This is a genomic window from Shewanella sp. AC34-MNA-CIBAN-0136 (genome assembly GCF_040309945.1).
In the GTDB taxonomy this organism is placed as follows: Bacteria; Pseudomonadota; Gammaproteobacteria; order Enterobacterales; family Shewanellaceae; genus Shewanella.
In genome coordinates, this window is sequence record NZ_JBEOPJ010000003.1 from 69,529 (window position 1) to 87,797 (window position 18,269).

Annotated in this window: 15 protein-coding genes and 1 pseudogene; 9 read left to right on the top strand and 7 right to left on the bottom strand. The window is 41.8% G+C overall.

The genetic code is table 11. The features are described from left to right. Positions 1–20: 20 nt before the first annotated feature. A pseudogene (locus AAEY94_RS03675) lies at positions 21–172 on the top strand (transposase); the annotation flags it as partial. A 277-nt stretch (positions 173–449) separates the two neighbouring features. On the opposite strand, the gene AAEY94_RS03680 reads toward AAEY94_RS03675, so the two are convergent. Continuing rightward, positions 450–1,082, bottom strand: a complete 633-nt coding sequence (locus AAEY94_RS03680; protein ID WP_350977335.1) for a DUF4937 domain-containing protein — start codon at positions 1,080–1,082, stop codon at positions 450–452. A 192-nt stretch (positions 1,083–1,274) separates the two neighbouring features. Beyond that, on the bottom strand, positions 1,275–1,760 hold the full coding sequence (gene greB, locus AAEY94_RS03685) for a transcription elongation factor GreB (RefSeq protein WP_335692065.1): 486 nt from the start codon (positions 1,758–1,760) through the stop codon (positions 1,275–1,277). Positions 1,761–1,973: 213 nt separating this feature from the next. On the opposite strand from greB, the gene AAEY94_RS03690 reads away from it, so the two are divergent. The 6 genes from AAEY94_RS03690 (at position 1,974) to AAEY94_RS03715 (ending at position 11,351) form a co-directional block, all read left to right on the top strand. Then, positions 1,974–4,346 carry a Tex family protein gene (locus AAEY94_RS03690; protein ID WP_350977338.1) on the top strand — a complete coding sequence of 791 codons (2,373 nt, stop codon included), beginning with the start codon at positions 1,974–1,976 and terminating at the stop codon, positions 4,344–4,346. Between the two features lie 204 nt (positions 4,347–4,550). Next, positions 4,551–6,218 (top strand): phosphoethanolamine transferase, encoded by a 1,668-nt coding sequence (locus tag AAEY94_RS03695; protein WP_242445073.1) that lies wholly within the window; start codon positions 4,551–4,553, stop codon positions 6,216–6,218. 10 nt (positions 6,219–6,228) lie between these two features. Beyond that, on the top strand, positions 6,229–6,672 hold the full coding sequence (locus AAEY94_RS03700; protein WP_242445074.1) for a diacylglycerol kinase: 444 nt from the start codon (positions 6,229–6,231) through the stop codon (positions 6,670–6,672). 178 nt (positions 6,673–6,850) lie between these two features. After that, positions 6,851–7,525: a response regulator transcription factor gene (locus AAEY94_RS03705; RefSeq protein WP_101084868.1), complete on the top strand. Its 675-nt coding sequence runs from the start codon at positions 6,851–6,853 to the stop codon at positions 7,523–7,525. Further along, a complete protein-coding gene (locus AAEY94_RS03710) occupies positions 7,525–8,961 on the top strand; it encodes a sensor histidine kinase (protein ID WP_101084869.1) in 1,437 nt (478 codons plus the stop codon). Before AAEY94_RS03705 ends, AAEY94_RS03710 begins: the two co-directional genes overlap by 1 nt. Positions 8,962–9,314: 353 nt before the next feature. Continuing rightward, positions 9,315–11,351 (top strand): LTA synthase family protein, encoded by a 2,037-nt coding sequence (locus AAEY94_RS03715; protein ID WP_101084870.1) that lies wholly within the window; start codon positions 9,315–9,317, stop codon positions 11,349–11,351. Here AAEY94_RS03715 and AAEY94_RS03720 read toward each other — a convergent pair. Both AAEY94_RS03720 and bioH read right to left on the bottom strand, forming a co-directional pair. Further along, positions 11,343–11,849: a hypothetical protein gene (locus tag AAEY94_RS03720; RefSeq protein WP_101084871.1), complete on the bottom strand. Its 507-nt coding sequence runs from the start codon at positions 11,847–11,849 to the stop codon at positions 11,343–11,345. The two genes, AAEY94_RS03715 and AAEY94_RS03720, sit on opposite strands and share 9 nt — an antisense overlap. A 77-nt stretch (positions 11,850–11,926) precedes the next feature. Further along, positions 11,927–12,733: a pimeloyl-ACP methyl ester esterase BioH gene (gene bioH, locus AAEY94_RS03725; RefSeq protein WP_101084872.1), complete on the bottom strand. Its 807-nt coding sequence runs from the start codon at positions 12,731–12,733 to the stop codon at positions 11,927–11,929. Between the two features lie 43 nt (positions 12,734–12,776). On the opposite strand from bioH, the gene AAEY94_RS03730 reads away from it, so the two are divergent. Both AAEY94_RS03730 and nfuA read left to right on the top strand, forming a co-directional pair. Continuing rightward, a complete protein-coding gene (locus AAEY94_RS03730) occupies positions 12,777–13,583 on the top strand; it encodes a ComF family protein (RefSeq protein ID WP_101084873.1) in 807 nt (268 codons plus the stop codon). Positions 13,584–13,854: 271 nt separating this feature from the next. Further along, positions 13,855–14,433, top strand: a complete 579-nt coding sequence (gene nfuA / locus AAEY94_RS03735; protein WP_101084874.1) for a Fe-S biogenesis protein NfuA — start codon at positions 13,855–13,857, stop codon at positions 14,431–14,433. A 108-nt stretch (positions 14,434–14,541) separates the two neighbouring features. Here nfuA and AAEY94_RS03740 read toward each other — a convergent pair whose 3' ends face one another. The 3 genes from AAEY94_RS03740 to dinF form a co-directional block, all read right to left on the bottom strand. Then, positions 14,542–14,871, bottom strand: coding sequence for an FKBP-type peptidyl-prolyl cis-trans isomerase (locus tag AAEY94_RS03740; protein WP_011635735.1), 330 nt, complete (start codon positions 14,869–14,871; stop codon positions 14,542–14,544). Positions 14,872–14,907: 36 nt separating this feature from the next. After that, positions 14,908–16,842 carry an alpha/beta hydrolase family protein gene (locus AAEY94_RS03745; protein WP_101084875.1) on the bottom strand — a complete coding sequence of 645 codons (1,935 nt, stop codon included), beginning with the start codon at positions 16,840–16,842 and terminating at the stop codon, positions 14,908–14,910. A gap of 71 nt (positions 16,843–16,913) precedes the next feature. Next, positions 16,914–18,257: an MATE family efflux transporter DinF gene (gene dinF, locus AAEY94_RS03750; protein ID WP_101084876.1), complete on the bottom strand. Its 1,344-nt coding sequence runs from the start codon at positions 18,255–18,257 to the stop codon at positions 16,914–16,916. Between the last annotated feature and the right edge of the window lie 12 nt (positions 18,258–18,269).

Consider the following 18,269-nt stretch of genomic DNA (forward strand, 5'->3'; position numbering starts at 1 on the left):
TTGATGAGCAAGCGAAGTAATTGTACCGCGCACAGTTTGAAGCAGTATGGCAAATGTTAAGTTAATTTTGGATCACCCGAAAACACTTACAAAGTCAGCTTGGGTGCACGGCGGTTCTGCATACTTGGGGGCAAATTTTAACCTCGCTATTCACTTACACTGCTTAATCCCAGAATGTAGTGAATGAGTAAAACTGGCCATTAGTTTGTAGGTAATTCAAATAAATTTGATGTAGCGACTGGGAGTTTCAAGAAGGAATAGCCGTTGATTTTCTCTTGGTCTGGTGTGGGCGAAGCGCCACGACATTAGTGGCCGAAGGCCATATCTTAAATACACTGTCGCCCATAAACGGGTGAGCAAATCTTCAGGAATTGATAATGTTTTATTGGGGGAAACTACAATATGATTATGCCGGTTTAAACTGGTTAGATGGAATGTCATCTGGGTGATCAACCGTTATAGGGTGTGACGTTCCACTTTTTATCGAGAACAACAACCTTACCTAATAGTTGTTCAATGTACTCCGAAGTGTGGGCTATCTTCCGTAATTTTGGCAATACATTGTTTGCGTATATTTCATGAGCTGCTGGTGATTCCCAATGCGTTACCACCAAGTAACAGTCATGGTGTTCAATATGGCGCCAAACGTGACCGCCTAGCAATCCAGGTTGCGTTGACAGTTGAGGGTTCCAGAGCAGCTGTTGATCTCGATTAAACCTATCAATGTCCAGTACTCTTGAGCAGTAAGCGATTCTTAATACTCCAGCACCTGAAAAATCAATCTCTGAGCCAGGTATAGTTGAAATCAGTTCGAAGTAATTCACTGAACAATGACGGTAAGTGGATTGTTGTTTATTATTTAAATAAATCTCATCGTGGGTTGTGCTCATGAATTCACTCACGTGAAACTGTGATTCCCAAAAACCTAAAATAATGGCTGTGCTTGACGATGCTTCCCATCCACCTGTTTGCCCTACAAAACCGTTACACGTCGACAGCTGACTCCAGGCACTCTGACTTTGTGAAAAAGCCTCCTGTTTACCGTCATCAACCTCGCACATAATCAATTTTGCTATAGTCAAAATGGCTCCTAATATTGATGGTTCATGGGTCAACATGGTCTTTCAAAGCTCAACCTATAAGGAAACAATATCTTTGTGGTGTTGGAGTCACCATGCCCAGTGCTAGCAGTAAAGCTTAACTGTTCAATGCTTCTTTTTAACGGAACAAAACCATAGCAATTAACGCTTTTGATTCCGTTTTCCTTGGATAAGTTATTTCTGTTCTAGTTTGTAACTAATCTTATTGATGTACCAGGTTTTATCGCCCTGAGGTGTGCTCACTACCGCTTCATCGTCGACTTGTTTTTTGAGTAACGCGCGGGCCATGGGCGAGTCGATAGAGATGTAGTCTTTACGTTCGTCGTAAATTTCTTCTGGGCCGACAATTTTAAAGATTTTAATGTCACCGGCATCGTTTTCAATTTCAACCGTTGCGCCAAAAAACACTTTGCCTTCTTGCTCCGGTGCGTAATAAACGATTTTGAGTTCTGGCAATAACTTGCGTAAATAGCGAACTCGGCGATCAATTTGCCTTAATAAACGTTTATTAAAAGTATAATCAGCGTTCTCGGAGCGATCACCTAAACCTGCCGCCCAAGTGACAATTTTAGTGACTTCAGGACGTTGTTCTTTCCACAGGTAGTCGTGCTCAATTCTGAGTTTATTGTAGCCTTCTAAAGTGATTAACTTAGTTTTCACGCGGTTTACTCTTAATGTGGTCGAAGAACGGTGAGGTTTTCTATAAGCCGTAATATTATCATCTGTGTTTTAGCACTTCATGCCCGATGATGCATTCTTTTTATCGATTATCTATAAAGACATCATAAAGCCTTTCGTACTAGCAGCGAACTGGTGGTCTTTATGGTATCTTTGGCATAATTTTATTTTAAACCATGTCGAATTCGATTGATTATGCATAATATTGCCCAGATTATCGCTCAAGAACTTAATGTCCGTGAACAACAGGTCACAGCGACCATTGCGCTATTAGATGATGGCGCCACCGTGCCGTTTATTGCGCGCTATCGTAAAGAAGCTACCGGTGGTTTAGATGACACTCAGTTGCGTAACTTGTTTTCTCGTTTAGGTTATTTACGTGAGTTACACGACCGCCGCCAAGTGGTATTGTCGAGCATTGATGCGCAAGGCAAGTTAACCCCAGCGTTAACTCAAGCGATTAATGACGCCGACAGCAAAACCCGTCTTGAAGATTTATATCTGCCATTCAAACCAAAGCGTCGTACCAAGGGCCAAATAGCCATCGAAGCGGGTATTGAGCCGCTTGTAGATTCAGTATTAGCCAATCGTCAATTAGATATAGAAAGCAAAGCAACAGAGTTTATTAATCCTGATGCAGGTTTTGCCGACACTAAAGCAGTGCTTGATGGTGCGCGTTACATTTTAATGGAGCGCTTTGCTGAAGATGCAGAGTTACTGCGTAAAGTGCGCCAGCATTTATTACAGCAAGCTGTGCTTGAAAGCCGCATGGTAAAAGGCAAAGAGAAAGAAGGCGCTAAATTCCGCGACTATTTCGAGCATAATGAGCTGATGAGCAAAATCCCATCTCACCGTGCTTTAGCCATGTTGCGCGGCCGTAACGAAGGCATGTTAAGCCTGTCGATGAACGCCGATCCCGATACTCAAGCGACAGAAGGCAGTTATTGTGAAGTGATTATTAGCGATCACTTTAAGTTAGAACTGACTAACTCTAGCGTTGATGAATGGTTGAAAACGGTAGTGACCTCGACTTGGCGCATTAAAGTTGCTTTGCAAATGGAAACCGAGTTTATCGCTAAGATGCGTGAAAGCGCGGAAGAAGAAGCCATTAGAGTGTTTGCCCGTAACTTGGGCGATTTATTAATGGCGGCTCCTGCTGGTGCTAAAGCGACAATGGGACTCGATCCTGGTATCCGTACTGGCGTGAAAGTCGCGATTGTTGATAACACCGGTAAGCTGGTGGCCCACACCACTATTTTCCCGCATGCGCCACAAAACTTATGGGACAAATCGATTCGTACCCTAAGTAATTTAGTGACCATGCATAAAGTTGAAATTATTGCGATTGGTAACGGTACTGGCTCGCGTGAGACAGACAAGCTAACTGGCGAGTTAATCGCTGCCGTAAAAGAAACGCATCCGACGCTGACCAAAGTGATTGTGAGTGAAGCGGGCGCATCGGTATATTCGGCCTCTGAGTTTGCCGCTAATGAGTTTCCTAATCTTGATGTGTCAATTCGTGGCGCGGTATCAATTGCACGTCGCTTACAAGATCCGTTGGCAGAGCTAGTAAAAATTGAACCCAAAGCGATTGGCGTAGGACAGTATCAGCATGATGTAAGCCAGAGCCAGTTATCGCAGTCGCTCGATGCCGTCGTTGAAGACTGTGTTAATGCCGTAGGTGTTGACTTAAATATGGCATCGGCGCCGTTATTAGCTCAAGTTGCTGGTTTAACCAAAACCTTAGCTAAAAATGTGGTTGATTTTCGTGACGCGAATGGTCAATTTACCAATCGTAAGCAGCTATTGAGTGTGGCTCGTTTAGGGCCTAAAGCTTATGAGCAAGCTGCGGGGTTTTTACGCATCCGTAATGGTGATAATCCATTGGATTCGTCATCTGTTCACCCAGAAGCGTACAGTTTAGTTGAGTCGATTGCTGGTGCTAAGCAATTGCCATTAACTGAACTGATTGGTAATAGCGATTTGTTAAAACAGATTAATGCTGCCGATTTTGTTACCGACGCATTTGGCGTACCGACCATTAATGATATTTTAGCCGAACTAGACAAGCCCGGACGCGACCCTCGTGGTGAGTTTAAAACGGCTACTTTTAAAGACGGTATAGAAGAATTGAAGCACCTTAAAGTCGAGATGATTTTAGAAGGTGTGGTCACCAACGTGACCAACTTTGGTGCCTTTGTTGATGTGGGTGTGCATCAAGATGGTTTAGTGCATATTTCATCGTTAACCGACAAGTTTGTTAGTGATCCTCATACAGTGGTTAAAGCCGGTGATGTGGTTAAAGTGAAAGTGATGGAAGTGGATATTGAGCGTCGTCGTATTGCGTTAAGCATGCGTCTTGATGAAAAAATTGATACCGAAAAAGCAACCAGACAGTCGCAGGGTAAGCCACAAAACAGTTACCAGAAAAAGCCTGCTGCGGGTAAATCTTCAGTCAATACCAAGAGTTCTGGTCATAATAAACCAGCCAGTAAACCGGTTAAGGCACCACAAAATGCGGCTATGGGTAATGCGTTTGCTGATGCCTTTGCCAAGATAAAAAAATAATCAATTATACGGTGTGGTAAAACACATTTAGCTAATATATTGATTATAAAGCCTTTGCACTTATGTGTAAGGGCTTTTTTTTAGCTCATTTTTATATTTTGAAACTGAATATAACCACACAGCAATAATTCAGTTTTTATTCAGTGGATCTTAAGTGTTTTAGTTGAATATCAGCGCCAGTCGAGTTTATTGCGAGTGGCAAAATTGAAATTACTAACGAAAACATTATCCAGTATCACCCCAAAGAGCATCAGTTACGAGGCGATGACCTGCATTATCGCTGTCTATTTTGGCTTGGTATTAAATTTTCCGATAATCCGTAAAATCTATCAGTTATCAGCAGATGGTCATGTGCTGTTTTCTTTGTCACCGGCATTGTTATTAAGCAGTTGTTTTATGCTTATTTTTAGCTTATTTGCTTTTAAATTTGTTTTTAAACCCGTGATGATTGTGTTGTTACTGACATCGTCAGCGGCCATGTATGCGATGTTGCAGTACAACGTGATGTTTGATTACGGCATGATTGAAAATATTTTTGAAACCAATTCTGGTGAAGCTTTTTCATATATAAGCTTACCTTCAATTAGCTATGTGATGGTGTTAGGGGTAATACCTTCTGTTTTGTTATACCGCACTAAATTATCGAGTGGTCCGTCACTGGCCAAAATAGTGCTTCGTCGCGCTGGCTTTACAATATTCAGCGTGGTGTTAGTCGGGTTGATGGTGCTGTTTTTTTACAAAGACTATGCGTCAGTGGGGCGCAATAATAATTATCTGAATAAGATGATTATTCCTGCACATATTTATAATACGGTTAAATACCTAAACAACCGTTACTTTACTGAAAAATTAACCTTTGACCCTATTGGTCAAGATGCACAGTTAATCCCTAGCACGAATGGCAAACCGACTCTTATGGTGCTTGTTGTCGGTGAAACTGCCCGTGCAGAAAATATGGCGTATAACGGTTATCAACGTAATACCAACCCGTACACAGAAAACCTTGACATGATTGCCTTACAAAATGTGTCATCGTGTGGCACGGCTACCGCGCATTCATTACCGTGTATGTTCTCAAACCTCACTCATGATAATTACAATCGTGAAGTTGCCGATGCTCGAAATGACGTACTTGATGTGATTAACGCCGCTGGTGTTAACGTGACATGGTTTGAAAACGATGGCGGCGATAAAGACGTAGGAGCCCGCATTAATAAGATTGATATTTCGCCGAGCGAGCCAAATCCATTATGTGATGGCTTAAGTTGTTATGACGAGATTTTAGTTGAAAAACTCAGCCAAAAATTACAACAAGACAGTGAAGCCAGTGCACTGTCGGGTAAAGGCTTAGATAACCAATTTATCGCTTTGCATACTATTGGCAGTCACGGACCAACATATTGGCAGCGTTACCCAGCCGATAAGGCGTTATTTACGCCAGCTTGTAGCCGCAGCGACATTGAAAACTGTAGCGACCAAGAGATTGTTAATGTTTACGACAATACTATTGCTTATACCGATTTTGTGTTGGCAGAAACGATTAATGTACTTAAGCAATATCAAGACAAATATAACGTCGCGCTGGTGTATTTATCTGACCATGGTGAATCATTGGGTGAAAGTGGAATGTATTTACACGGTACGCCTTACAGCATTGCGCCGAGCCAGCAAACTCATGTGCCTTGGTTTATGTGGTTACCACAAGACTACACACAAGCTAAAGACATTGACCGTGAATGTGTTGCCGAGCATGCATTAAGTGGTTCGTACTCACATGACAACTTGTTCCATACATTGTTAGGGCTTTACGGCGTCAGTAGCTCGGTACGTGATCCTAAGTTAGATATCACCACCGATTGTAAAATGAACTAGGGATATACTCATGACAATTTCAGTTTCATCGTCTACGTCTGATGATAATGTTACAAAGAGTGTGACAAAGAACGCGACAGCAAAGCAACCCAAAATTGTGGTGAAACGCCATGGCATTATGCGCTTGCTGTATACCTGTAAACATACCTTTAATGGTTTAAAGTGGATGTGCCGTAATGAAGCGGCATTTCAGCAAGAGTTAATGCTGTTTATTCCATTAACTGTATTTGCTTGTATGGCAAATATTAGTGCAGCGCAATCTGCCATGTTAGTGCTGGCGTTACTATTTGTATTGTTTGCTGAACTGGTTAACACTGCTGTAGAAGTGGTGGTTGACCGTATTGGCCTGGAGTTTAATGAGTTATCTGGGCTCGCCAAAGATATTGCTTCTGCATTTGTGTTTCTCAGTATGCTGATGGCAGCGATTGTTTGGTGGGTTGTTTTATGGGCATAATTGACTCGTAAACGGTTAATCTGCCCGCAACGTGTCGGCTGTTAACTTATCGCTATGGATAGCATAGAGATAAGTTTGCTCATGGTAGTTTGTTATCCCGAGTTTAGGTTACTTTTTTCCGTTTGGACTGCATCACTCGTAATATGGATATAGGCGCAATTATGATAAAGGACACTCAATGAAAGTGTTGTTAATTGAAGACTCTGAAGCGCTGCGTCGCGGCATTAGAGTTGGTTTGGATCATTTAGGTTATACCGTTGATGAAACCGGTGATGGTTCTGAGGGCTTAAGTATGGCGCTCACTAATTCTTATGATTTCATTATTTTGGATCTCATGCTGCCTAATGTAGATGGTCTGAGTTTACTTAAGAGTATTCGTAAATTAGGTAATCAATCTAAGGTCATTATTTTATCGGCTAAATCACAAGCTGAAGATCGTGTTACTGGCTTATTGGCGGGTGCCGATGATTATCTGTGTAAACCATTTTCGTTTGACGAATTACAAGCCCGACTTGTGACGCTTGGTCGCCGTGGTGAACTCAATCAACAAGTTAAAACTATTTGTATTGCTAATTTTGTTTTAGACACAAGTAATAAATCACTTCATGCAGATGGCCATTATATCGATCTGACTAAAAACGAATTCAAAATTGTTGAATATTTATTTAGTAACCCTAAGCAAGTACTTAATCCTGAACAAATCAGTGAAGCAGTCGTGGGTTCATTTAATCATTTATCAAAAAACACCATCGAGGCTCATTTATCGTCCGTGCGTAAAAAAGCTAAAGCCGTAGGGGTGACGCTACCGATAAAAAACAAACGTGGTTTTGGCTATTTTGTGGGTGAACATTAATGAGATCGTTAACCACCAATTTAGTCAATACCATGACCTATGTGGTATCAGCCATGTTGATTTTGGTGTTTTTGGCGATTGATATCAGTATCGATAATTGGGTCGATGTTGAGTTTGATAGCGCGTTAACAGACAAGTCTAACTACCTAAAGACCTTAGTTAAAGTGACTCCAGAAGGCACCGAGTTTGATTTTGCTGGCGAGTTTATGCCTGAATTTGGCATCTCGACTAAAGCAAGCTTTTTTCAATTGTGGCAAGGCTCAAGCGTGTTTGAACGTTCTGAGTCGTTGCGTAATTTCGAGGGTGTAGATTTACTTAAAAAAGACATTCCACTCAACAGTGCTTTTTTTGCCGATGTGGTGTTACCAGATGGTCGAGACGGCAGGGCGATGGTGTCGTATTTTGAGCCGCAAGTGCCTAAAACTAATCGGTCAATGATGGATACAGTCGAACCCATGTGGTTAACCATAGCCATTACCACTGAAGATTTGTCGCAAATTTTGGTGATCATCGACTCTAGTTTAGCCATTGGCTTACTACTGGTGATTGTGTTGATCCGTTGGGCCGTAGTGAAGGTTATTCATCGTGGTTTGACCCCGTTGAACGAATTAAACATGTCGCTAAAAAGCGTCGATGTCACTAAAAAATACATCCCACTGTCTAATGAGTCTGAACGTTATCTCGAAATTGAACCAATTCGTAATGAACTGAATAAATTTGTCAAAATTAGCCAACAATACTTACAAACAGAAAAGCGCATTACTGCCGATATCGCTCATGAACTGAAAACGCCAATCAGTGAGTTGATTAGTTTAAGTGAAATTTATATTCGTTATCCGGATGATCAGCGTATTGGCGTGAGCTATAAACAAGATGTACTCAGCATTAGTTTACGGATGAAAACCATAGTCAATAATTTACTACTATTGCAACAAGCCACATCTGAAAATATTAATCTACATCGCCAGCATATCAATATCAAAACCTTGATGGGCCAGGTTATTGATGAGTTGGCATTTAAGTACTCGACTATTCATTCTCGTTTGAATATTGAAAATAGTGATTTGGATCAAAACTGCCTTGTCGATGAGTTTTCTTTGCACCTTATCTTGACCAATTTATTTGATAATGCACTGTACTACAGTCCGCCAAAGTCATCGATTAAAATAAGGTTAGCTTCTGATAATAAAGGATTAAGTTTCAGTGTTGAAAATCAATTAGTGACCAGTATTAATGCGAATGATTTAGAGCGACTTACGCTACCGTTATTCCAGGCTGAACAATCGCGATCAAATAGCGAAAGGCATGGATTAGGATTGGCCATCGTTGAAAATATTGCCAAAGTGAATGGATTTAAGTTTAGTTTTGAATTGGTTTCGGAAGACAAAATTATGTTTACTGTGTTGATTCCGAGTGACCATGCGGCGATGGTGTAAGTCGATGCAAAAAACCTTTTTAAAAAACAGAATTTAACCGACTGTAAATAAGATGTTAATATATGTTATTACGCCCTGAACTTAATATCTTCGCTAAGGTCTTAGGCTCAGATGGTTTTTGTTACTGTGTCTTCTCGTAGCTCGTTTACAATGATGATATTGAAAATATAACAAAAAATCTTGTTTAAAATCGTTGAGTAAACAAGGTTTTCAGTAACACGATAAGCTTAAGTTGCCCTTAAGATACACATACTAGTCTATTACCCAGTAATTATGTTATTACATTTGGGGTAGCTTGTTGCGGACTTAATTGCATATGAAGCCTAAAAATAATAATAATTTTGGAGCAATAAATGGCTGTCAATTTCTTTGGTCTTGGTAGTAGTTCAAGTGAACTCGGTACACAAAAGACCTCGCATAATTTATTTCAAGCAATTGTTATATTTAGTGTTATCTCTCTGCTTATTATGAGTTTGAGCCGTATTGGCATGTCTTTATGGCAAGCTGAGCGAGTATCCGATGCCCAAGGTTGGGGCTACATTTTATTGCAAGGTTTACGGGTAGATTTTGCCTCTTTATGTTGGTTGTGGGGTATTGCAGCGCTCGGAACCGTAGTGTTTGCCGGTGAGCATTTAGTTGGCCGTGTTTGGCTGACGATATTACGCGTATGGCTCACACTAGGTTTATGGGTGGTGGTTTTTCTTGAGGCGTCATCGCCGTCATTTATTGCTGAATATGGTTTTAGACCTAACCGTTTATATGTTGAATATCTTGTTTATCCAAAAGAAGTGTTATCGATGTTATGGGCTGGGCGTAAAGGCGAGCTTATTTTATCGGCGCTAATCACCGTGGGTACCTTATGGGGTGGCTGGTGGTTAAGTGGCAAATTAACGCAATATGTTCGTTTTCCTAAATGGTATTGGCGTCCAGTGCTTGCCGTTATCGTCATTGCTATTACGGTGCTAGGTGCGCGTTCATCGTTGGGGCATCGACCACTTAATCCTTCATTAGTGGCATTTTCTGACGATCCTTTAGTTAATTCTTTGGTGTTGAATTCCTCTTTCTCATTAATCTTTGCGATTAAGCAAATGAGTAATGAAGAAGATGCATCGAAAGTGTATGGCAAGTTAGCGGACGCAAAAGTGATCGATATTGTGCGTCGTGAAAGCGGTCGGCCACTGAGTGCATTTACCTCATCAACCATACCGACGTTGTCATTTAATCAAGCCAGCTATACCGGTAAACCAAAGAACCTTGTGATCATTTTACAAGAAAGCTTAGGTGCGCGCTTTGTGGGGAGTTTAGGTGGTTTACCGTTAACGCCTAATATTGACGAACTCTCTAAACAAGGGTGGTTTTTTGAAAATTTATACGCAACTGGTACGCGTTCGGTAAGAGGTATTGAAGCGGTAACAACCGGTTTTACGCCAACGCCAGCACGCGCCGTGGTGAAACTAGGGAAGAGTCAAACAGGCTTTTTTACCATTGCTGATTTATTGAAGCAACATGGCTATACCACGCAGTTTATTTATGGTGGTGAAAGCCATTTTGATAATATGCGCAGCTTCTTTTTAGGCAATGGTTTTACCGATATAGTTGATCAAGGTGACTATAAAGACCCCGCGTTTGTAGCGTCTTGGGGGGTGTCTGATGAGGATTTATTGTTTAGAGCGGATGAAGAGTTTTCGCGGATGCACAAAGAGGGTAAGCCGTTCTTTAGTCTAGTGTTTAGCTCAAGTAATCATGATCCGTATGAGTTCCCAGATGACCGTATTGAGTTGTACGAACAGCCGCAATATACCATGCATAACGCGGTGAAATATGCCGATTATGCCGTGGGTGAGTTTTTCAAAAAAGCTAAAAAATCAGATTACTGGAAAGATACCTTATTCCTCGTTGTGGCCGATCATGACAGTCGAGTGGGTGGCGCAGCACTAATACCTGTGTCACGTTTTCGTATTCCTGGGCTTATATTAGGTGATGGGATTGATGCGAAGCGCGATCCACGTGTTGTTAGCCAAATTGATATGTCGCCGACGTTAATTTCGTTGCTGGGTATTTCGGATAGCTATCCAATGCTAGGCCGTGATTTAACCACAATGCCAGACTCTTGGCCGGGTCGAGCAATGATGCAATATGATAAAAACTTTGGTTTATTGGAGGGGAATAAAATGACTATTTTACAACCTGAATTACCACCGGAAAGTGTTACCTATAATTTTGTTACTGAAAAATTGACTCCGACCACATTGAATGAACCGCAAGCAGAAGCCGCGTTAGGTTGGGCATTGTGGGGGAGTTTAGCGTACAACAAAATGTTGTATCGTTCGGCTAATTCAGAGGTAAAACCGACACTGTCTGATATGGCTACCAAAGAAGTATCACGCTAATATTTGTAGTTGAGACTCATTATTTGGGGCGGATTGCTGTTGATAAAATTGACCAATCCGTTGACCGAATTGTTGGTAGGTCGCTTTGGATATGCCAGTGTCTAGCGCTTGACGTTGACGGGGTTCTGGTGTTGTTTTAGCATTTGTCGATTGTGTTTTTAGTTGAATATCTTTACGTTGCAGCGCTGGGGTTTGGCTAGCCATGATTCTAATGACTTGAGGCCGAATGACTGGCGAGGCAATTGCTTTAGACTCTACCGCTTGTTGTGTGACACTTTGCTGTTGTCGTTTAGCTTGCTCTTGCTGCTGTTTTTTCTCCGCGACAATGTAAGGCGTAGCGCGTTCATTTTGTTGGTTTAATGACCGTTCAGCATGTTCTTTTGTCGGTTCTTGTGGCGGGATAATCGGCGGTTTTTGTTGATTGTCCACTCGTGCAAGATCCGTCGCAACATTCGAAGTTGCTAACGGTACTTGTGGATAATGAGTGGTAATTATCATGTTGACCTTGTCAATACGACGCCTTGACTAAATTATAGACAACATTTGGCTAAGGCCAAAGTGCTATTAAGATATTTTTAGCGGTATTTTGTGATCCACGGTAATAAATGGTTTAAAAATGCATCGGGATGCGAAATAAACGGTGCATGGGATGCTTTGTGGACCAGCACATCTTCAATGTTGTCACTGCTTGGTAATGACGAGATAATCTTTCTCGGCACCAAACTATCTAACTTTCCCCAAATTCGTAACCATGGCTGCTGTATTTGAGTGATCGTGGCGCGTAAATCTACTTGCGCTAACATATCCAATCCTTGTGATAAGCCTTGTTGTGTCGGCAATGGTTTGCTTAACACTAAGCTTTTTATTTGTTGGATATCAGATTTTGGATTATCACTTCCCATGGCTTGAATTGCCAGGAACCGTTCAACAGTGCGAGACAAATCGCGACTTAATTGACTTGAAAATTGTGCCAATACATCAGGTTGAATACCTGCCCAAGATAGGGTTGAGTCGTCTTTTTCGTGAGCCATAACACTTTCGCGGGCCATAAAGCATGGTGATGAGGCAATAGTGACTAATGCAGCCACTGACTCTGGGTAATCGATGGCAATTTGGCTAGCGATTAACCCTCCCAACGACCAACCAATCCAAATTGCCTGTTGTGGAAGTTGCTCTGCAAGTGCTTGTGACCATTGCGTTATGTCTCCGTCGATATTGGGACTTAACCCAAAACCCGGCAAATCAACATAATGCACTCTATACTGGTGCAATGCGTTTTTTAATGGACTAAAGACTTGGTTATTCACACCCCAACCGTGTAATAGCACGATGTCTTGGCCTTGTGAGCCTACGGTATCAATATGCAATGCAGGAAAACTCACGGTTAACACCTCTTTTGAGTCTATTTAATGGAATGAATAGCCAATGCCGCCAATCAATAATTCAATCGATATCACCCATATCTTACGTTTATGCGTCAAGCGCCTTCAGCGTGCCAGGGTCATTTTACTAGGCAGTTTACCCAACCGTTGCTTGCTGTGCCAGCAAAGGATAGATCAAACGGGTTATCAGCAATTGTTCCCTAATCAAGTGCTCACAGGTGTTTGCCAAGTGTGTTTAGCGGCAAGTTTGTATCAGCACGAAGTGTGCTTAGGTTGTGGGCGCGAAATAGCGTTGCTGCAGGCTTATTGTGGTAAATGCAATAAACACACTCCTAATTGGGTGGTAGCCCCTTGTAGTTATCATCAAGGGCTGGGACCTGTTATTGCCGCCATTAAATATCAACAGCAATGTGCACCGCTTAACGCGATAACTCAGCAACTAGCCTGTCGAATCGCATTGTTAATTAAGCATGGCATTATTAGGCGACCACAAGTGTTAATCCCCGTTCCGTTACATCCCAATCGTTTACGTCAGCGAGGTTTTAATCAAGCTTGGCTCATTGCTAAAGAGTTAAGCCTATTAACGAATATTCCTCTAGATGACCGTTGTTTAATTCGGATTGTTGATACGTTGCCACAAACGGGACTTGCGGGTAAGCAGAGGCGTAAAAACTGCCATGGTGCATTTGCACTACAACCAAGCATGACGTATCAGCGTGTTGCGTTGATTGATGATGTTGTTACTACTGGAACAACCGTAGATGAAATTGCAGGTTTATTTAGCCTGCAGTTTGTCCATGTGCAAACTTGGTGCCTTGCGCGTGCTGAAGCGCCGGGATTGTTAGATTAAATCTTTTTAAGGGTAGATTAATCTAGGTTGAGGTTAGATTAATTCGATTTGAGTAATAACAAGATTTTTTGTAAATAAAAACAATTAATTAATATGTCTTGTAACGCTTGGTATATGGGGCATTGCAGTTTTTTTAGGGTAAAAAAAAGTTGAACTGGATCATTTTTTCGAGATCAAATCCCACTGACACTACAAAGCCAATGCAACACAGAGTATCATAGGTCTAATTCTTACTAATTTACTCAGGTATTCCCTGACGGAGCAGGTTTTTATGATCACCATTACCGATACAGCTCAGGCCCATTTCGTCAAACTATTGGCCGACCAGCCGGAAGGTACGCACATTCGTGTGTTTGTTATCAGCCCAGGTACTGCACAAGCAGAGTGTGGTGTGTCTTATTGTCCACCTGATGCCGCTGAAGCTGATGATGTAGAACTTCCATTTAATGGCTTTAGTGCTATGGTCGATGAAAAGAGCGCACCATTTTTAGATGATGCCAGCATTGACTTTGTAACCGACCAGCTTGGTTCGCAACTAACATTAAAAGCACCTAACGCAAAAATGCGCAAAGTGTCTGGAGATGCGCCATTAGTTGAACGTATTGAATATATTATTCAGTCAGAGATTAATCCACAACTTGCTAGCCACGGCGGTAACATCATGCTGGTAGAAATTACCGAAGCTGGTGTTGCAGTATTGCAGTTTGGCGGTGGGTGTAACGGTTGCTCGCAAGTTGATATCACCTTAAAAGATGGTATTGAGAAGCAATTGTTAGATATGTTCCCAACGGAATTGACTGGTGTTCGTGACGTGACAGAGCATGAGCATGGCGAGCATTCTTACGCTTAATCGCGTGACGAATTACTGCTACTAGCAAAGCTAATAAACAAAAACGCGACCTCATTATGAGGTCGCGTTTTTTGTTGGTGTCGATTAGGTTTTCGCCATCTAGTGGCTTTAGTCGTCTCGAGTGAGTACTTCAAGTAATTCAATATCAAAAAATAAATCTGAGTGTGCTGGAATTCGCTCACCAATCTGGCGTTCTCCATAAGCTAAATGAGCCGGAACTGATAGTTGTCGCTTGCCGCCGACATTCATACCAATAATACCCTGATCCCAGCCTTTAATGACTCTGCCCGTGCCAATGACACACTGAAACGCATCTGAAGCGTCAAACTGACTTCCGTCGGCTAATCGACCGCTATAACGAGTGGTAATTAGCGCGCCTTTAACTGCGGTTTTACCGTTGCCAACTTCAATGTCGGTAATAATCAATTCTTGAGTCATAGTATTCTCGTATGTGACGACTTGGGCTATTTGAGGTTATTTTACCCCAAGATTGGTCGCTAAGAAGTGTTCTATTGCAATGAATGTTGTAAGACGATGTTCATTATTACTTAAGTAATGATCGCCATTTTCCAGTTCGATATACTTTACGGGTTTATGTAAATCCTTAAGCGCATCATACATTTCTTCACTGTGTTGCACTCGCACCACGCGATCTTTAGTGCCGTGGATTAATAATACCGGCACGTTAATATTGGCTACTTTGCTAATAGGTGAGCGCTGATACAAATCGTCGTAATCATCACCAATTTGTTTTTTTACAATTTTGCTATTGTCGTACCGACGCGATGATTTAACTAAATATTCAAGGTCAGTTACGCCCGCGACACTAATGGCACATTGATACAGATCGGGGGTGATAGCTACGCCCATTAATGCTGCATAACCACCGTAACTGGCACCGACAATACACACGCGTTTAGGATCGCTAATACCTTGTTCGATAAGCCAGTGAGTACCATCCTCAATGTCGGTTTGCATTTCTAGGCCCCAGTTTTTAAGACCCGAACTCATGAAATTGAAGCCATAGCCTGACGATCCTCGAAAATTCATTTGTAGCACAGCATAGCCACGATTAGCTAAAAACTGCGCCCAATAATCAAACGTGGTTGAGTCGTAGCTAATAGGTCCACCATGGGGGAAAATTATGGTCGGTAAGTTTTTGGCGTCAGTGTCTTTTGGAGTAGTGAGAAAGGCTTCAATGGCTAAACCATCACGAGCATTATAATGGACTGTTTGTGGCTGAGATAACACTTCTGGTGGTAATTGGCTGTAACGGTAAGCGATAGGGTAAAGTGCTTTTTGATCTCTATTTCCAAAGTAATACGCACCAGATTCAATAGGGCCAGTAGCATAAACGATGTAACGACGTTCATCATCACTGAACTGAGTGATCACATTATGTGACTCTGGTAATGCAGTTGTAAGACCATTGTTCAACTTGATATAATCTTGGTCCCAGAACAGATATTCACCTTCAATGTCGGTGCTTAAACCAATGACCTTTTGTTTTAGCGCGGAATACACTAGCCAGCCTTCAACATCGTAATTTTCATTGTGAGAAACGAGTTCTTTAGTCAATGTCGGGTCAGTTAAGTTGACTTTAAAGATGGCTTTAAAACCTTGATGATAGGCGCTGATATATAAGATATTAGGATCATGGTCAAAACCGATAGGCCAAATTACGTCTTCTGCTAAAGCCTCGAACTCCCATAACTTACGGAGATCTTCACCCGCTCCTTTTTGCTCGTAAATACGGTAGGTAGTGTCATCGCGATAAATGCCAATACGCACTTTGTGCTGCCTATCGGTTAACCAGTTTCCAATGTGCATACGTGCTGGTTGTAAAGTCTTGATACCGCCTGTTTTTAAACTGACTTTAACGACGCTTTCATATTGTGGTTTAGAACCTAAACCTTGAATTTGCATGAGGATATGATCTGGATCGTTGTCAAGATAATCAATAACCGATGCTTGTAATTGCGGTAAATCGACAAAACGCGATAGAGAACGATTAGAAAACACACTTGAGGTTTTATTGTCGCTCAGTGAGTATTTTATTAACCGTGTTTCGGTTGTGGGAACACCTCGACGGATGGCGGGATATTTAGACTCGATTAAGATGACATCATTATTTGCCCACGTTAACGATAAAATGACAAATTTATGATTGTCAGTTTGCAATGGATAAATATCTTTATTGGTTTGAATATCGCGAATAGTGAGTACTTGGCCTTCAAGCTCATTAGTACTGACTCGTACGAGCGACGCAATTTTTTTACCGTCTGGAGATAAGCTAACAAAGCGGACATCTGGGATGCTGGCAAAGGCTTCTATAGGCAGAGATTTGGCAAATGAGCTAAGCGAAAATAGACATAAACTAATAACAACAAGCCATAAAATCCGTTTCATTAAAGGTCCATGTAATGCGATATAAAAATGTTATTTGGATGTTACATTTTTATATCAAGGTCTTCAATATATTATACGGCCGCCAGTTGATATCTGAGTTTGTAGTAATAGTGCCAACCAAGAGTCAAGCTTCGGCATAGCATGAATATTGACATCGCAGCCCAAAGGCTGTGGTTGCCCCAATCTTGCAATAGGTACCAACTCGGAAAGTAAACGCCAAAGGTAGCAATTATCATGCTGTTTCGCATAATATTCCCGTGCGCTGCACCAATATACACACCATCAAACAGGTAACAGCCAAATGCCAAGATAGGCATAAAAATGAGCCAGATTAAGTAGTTGTTTGCAGCGTTTTGTACCGCTTCAATATTGGTTAATAGCTGAATTATCCATGGTCCTGCCGACCAAAAAAGCAGGCTAAATAATACCGCAACCATTGCCGACCAGCAAAATGCCAATACGACACTGTCATGCAGTAATGTTGGATTTTTTTGACCAAATGCGCGGCCCACTTCGGCTTCAGCATAATAAGCTATACCATCTAACGCATAAGATATCAGCATGAGTAAATTAAGCAGCACTGCGTTGGCGGCAATCGTATTGTCGCCCAAACCGGCACCATAAAAGGTCATAAAACTAAAGGCGGCTTGCAAGCACAAACTGCGGATAAAAATATCACGGTTTAAGGTGAGTAAACGAGCATATCCGCGCCATGATAAATGGGCGATAACTTGGCTTAAATTAAGCCCTCCAGTAAGTACTAGCTGGCGTTTGACCATAATCAATGCCACTGAAAAAGCACTGATATCAGCAATAACCGATGCCAATGCAGCGCCTTGGACATTCCATTTAAAGATGATGACAAATACAATATCGAGAATAATATTAGCGCTGTTAGCGATAATTAATTGCCACATGGCTGCTTTCGGCGCTTGGCGTCCGAGTAACCAGCCTAATAACACTAAGTTGACGAGAGCAAAAGGCAGTGACCAGATTCGAATTTCGACGTATTGGCGGCAGTAGAACATCACTTGTTCGCTGGCATCGCTGAGGCTTAATGCTAAATCAAGTATGGGAGAGTGTAATATTACACAAGCTACTCCCAAGGTTAATGCTAGGCTGCAACCTTGTATCAGTAATTGTTGTTGAGTTGAGGTATCATTAGCACCGTAGGCTTGTGCGACTAACCCGGTGGTGGACATGCGTAAAAAGCCGAGTAACCAAATCATTAAGGTGATAATGGTACTGCCTAGTGCTACGCCACCAAGATAGTAAGCTTGTCCAAGATGACCAATTACCGCAGTATCAACTAATCCTAATAGCGGAATGGTGATATTCGACAGTATCATTGGTGTCGCTAAAGCCAATAATTGACGATTTTTTTGGCGGTTTAATAGTAATGCGCTAACTGACATAGGTATGGATAA